Consider the following 5593-nt stretch of genomic DNA (forward strand, 5'->3'; position numbering starts at 1 on the left):
CGCTTTTATCAGCGCATGGAACGAGAGGATGCCAGCTTCTTCGCAGGCCCCCAGCGCGTCTGCTGTAGCAGCATCTGTATGATACGGAGCGATCCAGCAGATGCTTTTAATGCCTTCATACTCCGTCAGTATCTTTGTCCATTCAGCGATGTCCGTTGCATTCAACTCCCAATGACCTGGCGTTATCTCACGCATAGTGCGCCCGGTTGTAACAGTCAGCAATGGCCTGCTGAACCAGCGCCGTAAACCGGATGCCTGTACAGGCGAATATGCTCCCGGTAATACGCAAAGCAACTCCGCTTCGGTATTTTCGTCAAATGGCGATGTTCTTTCAGACAACAGGTCCCGGTGCTCCCACACCGGCTGATAGTAAGTCAGCGGCCAGTCTGCCTTCTTCCCTGTCAGTTCTTTTACCTCCAGCCCCTGCAACTGCGCACACAGTTGTCCATCCTCATTCAGCATATCTATGTTATAAGTATTTTTCAACGGTGAAACAGCTCTTATATAGGCTACCCCAACAGGCGCCTGATGCCAGCGGAATGCAGACAGCGCATACGGCACCTTCAGTGATGCGGCAGGTTCAACAGCGCATACCCAGGCAGCCACTACCTGCAATGCTGCATCCAGCAGAGCTGCATTCATGCCTGTTTCCGGTAATCGCAATTTGCCGGTCACCTGTTGCGCATTGAATGATACCTGTTCTATCAACCGGTAATAGGGTCCGTAAGCCAGCCCTTTGCCATCCAGTTGCTTATAGGCTGTTGCCGCAGATAACTGCTGACCACCGCTATGAGGCGACGGTATCTCATATGTCGCAGCTGTTGTCTGAACCAGCGAGCCTGTACTGTATATTTTATCAGAGCTGTCTTTAATGGTAAATTGTATTTCTTCTTCTGACCTGGTTAATACTGCATGCAGGTCACCGCTGTCAGAACCCGTAAGGGTAAAAGGTTGCAACCAATTAACCCTTACCGGCTGCCATCCTCTTCTGCCGGTATATTCTTCAGCGGTATCAATAGCTATCAACAGGTACGCCACCGCCGGCAATATCATCTGCCCGCTTACCACATGATCACGGATAACAGGGTTGTTGCTACTGATAAGATGTCGTTTACTAACACTGCCGGATTTCCAGGTGGGTGCGGCCGGAGACGGTGTTGGCTTTTCGTTTACCCAGTACCGTTCTTTACGGAAAGGATAGAGCGGCAATTTTAAACGGGACCGTTTTGCGGGGAATACCAGTGCAGGATCAATATCGCCGCCGGCTACCCAGCGTTGGGCGAGAAGGTCCCACTGCCCCTGTCTGGCCAGTTGCGAAATTTCCAGCCACGCCGCATCTTCCTGCCGGCCTGCCGTGCCTGTCCACAGGCGTGTAGCCGTACCCGTAGCAACGTAATCTTTCAGCTGCGCGGTCAGTTGCCCGATGCTGGCAGTAACCAGCGCCAGCCTTACCGGCAGCGGCTCTCTGCCAGCCAGGAGTGTATACCCCAGTGATGTGAGACTGATTCCGGATGTTTCACCCGTTGAAAGCCGGTACAGCCCGACCATCCGGCGGGCATAATCTGTTAAGGTGCTGCATCCTTCGTAATCGTACATCGCCGGATCAAATCCATATTTTTCGCCCGCCTTAGTCAACCATATACTGGTAATCATCGTATCGAAACCATATTCATCCAGTGCGATACCAGGTTTTATTTCCTCCGGTGAAATATCCAGCAGCAAGGCGGCAAGTTGCTTCAGCGTATCTTCCAGATGGTCAGGAATTACAGCAACAACATTACCTTCCAGGTAGGTGATCAACCCGCTTACAACATTGCGCAACGACTGCTCATCAAATGCAGACAACACTATCAGCTGCTCTCCCGGCTGCCCGGTGGCTGTCACAGGTAGTTGCGGATATTCGGCTATGATGAGATGCGCATTTGCCCCGCCTGCGCCAAATGAGCTAAGACCAGCCAGGCGTGGCAACTCGCGGGCCCCTTCAGGTGTGGGGATAACCGTAGTACCCCAGTCTTGCAACTGCTGCTGCACATAAAAAGGCGTTGTTGAAAAATCCAGATTAGTGTTCAATACATTGCTGTGAAGAGAAGGCGCCAGCTGTTTGTGTTGCAGCTGTAACAATACTTTGGTTAACCCTGCAATTCCTGCGGCGGATTCAAGATGCCCGATATTTGATTTCACCGCACCTATTGAACAAATGTTTGCATGCTTTCCATCAGGGCGTAACGCTTTTACCAGGCCAGCCAGTTCCACCGGGTCACCCAGTGCAGTGCCGGTACCATGCGCCTCCACATAGCTGATCTGTTGCGGATCTACGTTTGCACGCTGTAAGGCTTTATCGATTACCGATGCCTGCGCCAGCGGTGTTGGCACCGTGTAGCCATTGCTGCGGCCACCATGATTGGCAGCAGTGCCTTTTATCACACCATAAATATGATCATTGTCCAGCAGCGCCTGTTGCAGCGGTTTCAACAATACGGCGCCGCTGCCTTCTCCCGGCACATATCCATCCCCGCCATCGCCGAAACTACGGCAACGCCCATCTGAGGATGCAAAATTGAATTGGCTTAACAACAGGTATTTATTCGGATGCGTGGTGATGTTCACACCTCCCGCTACTGCCAGATTGCAATCGCCGTTTAGCAGGCTGTTACAGGCCAGGTGGATCGCCGTTAAAGAAGAGGAACACATTGTATCCAATGCGATGCTGGGGCCGGTAAAGTCATAGAAGTAGGATACCCTATTCGCTACAGATGCATGTAAAGAAGAAGGAATAACACCCTGCTCCTGGTTATCCGGTGCAGCGCCATACAGCTGGTACTGACCATACATCACACCTACGAAAACACCGGTATTACTGCCGGACAATTGCTTTTTGCTGTAACCTGCATCTTCCAGCAGATGCCATACCGTCTGCAGAAATACACGTTCCTGTGGGTCCATGATCTTCGCTTCACGCGGAGAGATGCTGAAGAACAAGGGATCAAATTTATCTGCATCTTCCAGGAAACCACCCCATCTGCTATAACTTTTCCCATCCTTATTTCTTTCCGGATCAAAGTACGCCTGCCAGTCCCACCGGTTAGCCGGTATCTCCGTGATACAATCCTTTCCTGCTTTCAGGTTTTCCCAGAACGCTTCCAAAGTGTCCGCCATCGGGTATTGACCAGCTAATCCTACGATAGCAATATCCTGCTGCACGATTGACACCTGTGTAACGATTGGTATCGATGTAATAACCTGTGTGTCCCCGGCGGGTAATATTATATCTTCCGCAGGCCTGCTTCCCGGCCATGCATCCGGGAACTCCTGCAATAGATACTCCTGCAGGGCAGTCAGTGTACGATATTCATAAAACAATGTTTTAGGCAGTGCCCCGGTATATTGTTCGAGCGCACGGGTAAGGTTCATCGCATTGACAGAATCAATACCGTAGTTCTCAAATGTTTCCCGCATACTTACTTTTGATTCGTCCAACCGTATTTCAGCAGCGAATAATTGCTTCAGCAAGGCAGTCATAGCTACCGGTGGTTGGCTGCTCACCGCAGGATGATCTTCCCGGGATGCTGGCCCGCCGGTATTCTCCGAAGGCTGTAAGGCTTTCCGGATGCGGGTTACATCTCCATAAAACACAGCCCACTGTGCAACGGCGGATTGAAGTGCATACTCCACGCACCAGAGTGCGGTGTTATCCTCCAATGGCCGCCAGCCCAGATGCGCGTTCATCCACTCCAGTATTCCTTTGTCCAGCTGCATGCCGCCGTTCTTCCAATAGGGCCAGTTCAACACCATCGTATGACCATGGCACTTGCCGGCAATCGCTTCTTCATTTCTCCAGCTGGCAAATCCATCGAGATAACCATTGGCATAAGCATAATCACATTGCCCTGTATTGCCCAGCAGGCTTACTACAGAAGAGCATAGCAACAGGAAGTCGAACGATATGCCAGCCATGCACTCATGTAATACCTGTACGCCGTTTATCTTGGATTGCAGCACCGCCATCGCCTGTTCCGGCTGCTTATTGATAAGCAGTGCATCTCTCAGTACGCCGGCTGCATGTATGATACCATTGATCTTTCCCCATTTTCCCTGCACATACGCTACCAGTTCCTTCATGTGTACGATGGAGGATACATCTGCTGCATGATAGCTGGCATGGCCTCCGGCAGCATCCAGCGCGGTAATCATGGCCGTTGTATTTTCGTCAGCCGCAGATCTGCCCACCAATACCAGCCGCGCCTTGTAACTGGCAGCCAGATATTTAGCCATAGCAAGACCAATACCTCCGGCCCCGCCAATGATGATATACACGCCATCCGGGCGGAATCCGGATGAAGACAACGACACCGGTTTTATATCGGGCGCTGTCAATACCTGCCGGTAACGTACACCATGCCGGTACTTCACCCTCCCTTCTTCACCGGCAAAATACTTTGCCGGAAGCGCCGCCTGATCATAAGCCACCACGCTTCCTCTAATGGCCGGACACTCCAGCGCAACACTTTTCAGAAATGCATGTACGGCTGCTGCAAACGGTTCCTCGCGGCTGTCGCCCGCAGGATATACATATTGCAGCAGTATTCGCTGCGGCCGTTTGCTGACAATACTTTTCGATAACCTGAACCAGTGCAGGAAATGATCTGTTCCGGAAAAGGAACGGTCGGTAATAATATGATCCGGCTGCCACCCTTGCTGCAACAGGCTGTCCCATAATTCATCATATGCCTGCTGTCCATCCTGCTGACGCAAAGTGTAATGGGCGGCGCCGTCTTCCCCGGCATAGGCGGGATAAACGAAACGGATATACGTAGGAGGATACTGCTGCTTCAACGCCGGGTTAACCGGTGCGCCGGGAGTGGTAAAGACCAGCAGTTTTGCTGTTAATGCGGTATCAGTAGCCAGTGGCGCTTCCTCCCAGGCGGGTTGCAGCAGACAAAGTCCTTCAGGTACTTCCTGCTGCTGCTGTACAGCGGCATGCCACTCCCTGATCGTAAAATCGTATATACGTACGAGTATGTCACCATCCTGATCAGCGATGGCCAGGTCAAAAACAGCCTCACTCTTCTTTCTTGCATGTACCCAGGCTGCCGTATTAAGCGTTACTGCACCGATGACGGCGCCAGCGCCTGAAGGCAGGAAATAGCGGTCCTCCGTCGTGCTCACCAATGGCAGGATACTTTGGAAGGCTGCATCCAGTATGGCCGGCTGCCAGCAGCAAGGCTGCTGTTCCTCTTTTCCGGCATCCGGAAAGTCAATAGCCGCCAGCACTTCATAGTTGTTATAACGGAGATCCCTGATCGTACGGAACGCAGGTCCGTAATCCAGTCCAGCCTGAGAAAAGCGCCGGTAACATTCCGCTGCTTCCATGCGATGCACACATGCTTTCAGCAATACCGGAATATCAAGCGGCGACGCCACCGGCAACGGAGCTGTAATGGCAGCACATTCAAAAAGTAACCGCTCTCTGTCCACCGCCTCCTGTTCCACAACAGTAAGTCTCACATGTTCTCCATCTGGTACCAACCTGGTAATGATCCGGGCGCTTCCACCGGAAAACTTTCTTCGCCAGTATACATCTTTCAGCTGCACT

At 52.0% G+C, this 5593-nt stretch carries 1 protein-coding gene; it reads right to left on the reverse strand.

What is annotated here, in order from left to right; translation table 11 throughout:
• Positions 1 to 5593, reverse strand: a 5593-nt coding sequence (locus VM802_RS29785; RefSeq protein ID WP_325537716.1) for an SDR family NAD(P)-dependent oxidoreductase, incomplete at both ends; no start/stop codon positions are given.

Source organism: Chitinophaga sp. (genome assembly GCF_035538455.1).
Classification (GTDB): Bacteria; Bacteroidota; Bacteroidia; order Chitinophagales; family Chitinophagaceae; genus Chitinophaga.